Here is a 468-nt window from a genome sequence, read left to right as displayed (position 1 = left end):
TGCATCATGGCTCTCAACTTGACGAACCCGACCGGCGCCCACAAGGGCTCATGCGCCCTCGCCCCGTTACGCTGCGCGCACCAGCGTCATCATGCCGGGGGGCCCCATGTGGCAGAGGTGGCAGTGGAGGAACCACGGCCTTTTTTCTGGCCCGCGTCGAAGGCGATGGTCACCGGCGCATGGGCGGGGACGATCACCGTATCGCCCACCGGCCCGGAAAAGCGCCGTCCGCCGATGCCCACCACCTAGAAATGATGCCCGTGCAGGTGCATCGGGTGCATCATGGATGCGGGGTTCGTGAAGGTCATCTCCGCCCGCTCGCCCTGGCGCACGTCGAAGGGCCGGTGCCCGCCGCGGATGTGGCCGTCAATAACCCGGCGAGAGCCGGGCCCTTCGCCGAACATCACCGTATAGCTCTTGTCAGGTTGCCGTGGCGCGACGGGCTTTGCCGCGGGTCGCTTCAGTTCG

At 67.1% G+C, this 468-nt stretch carries 2 protein-coding genes; one reads left to right on the top strand and one right to left on the bottom strand.

What is annotated here, in order from left to right; genetic code table 11:
- Positions 1 to 249 (top strand): hypothetical protein (locus V5F48_RS25025; protein ID WP_394260654.1); only part of this gene is annotated, 249 nt, incomplete at its 5' end.
- Here the strand turns inward: V5F48_RS25025 and V5F48_RS25020 are convergent.
- Positions 246 to 468: multicopper oxidase domain-containing protein (locus V5F48_RS25020; RefSeq protein ID WP_394260653.1), on the bottom strand; the 223-nt coding region annotated here is incomplete at its 5' end. The genes V5F48_RS25025 and V5F48_RS25020 overlap by 4 nt on opposite strands.

The sequence above is a fragment of the Xanthobacter autotrophicus ATCC 700552 genome (genome assembly GCF_043194565.1).
Lineage (GTDB): Bacteria > Pseudomonadota > Alphaproteobacteria > Rhizobiales > Xanthobacteraceae > Xanthobacter > Xanthobacter autotrophicus_F.
Note: the sequence above shows the minus strand (reverse complement) of the source record. Positions and strands in the feature narration are given on the sequence as shown.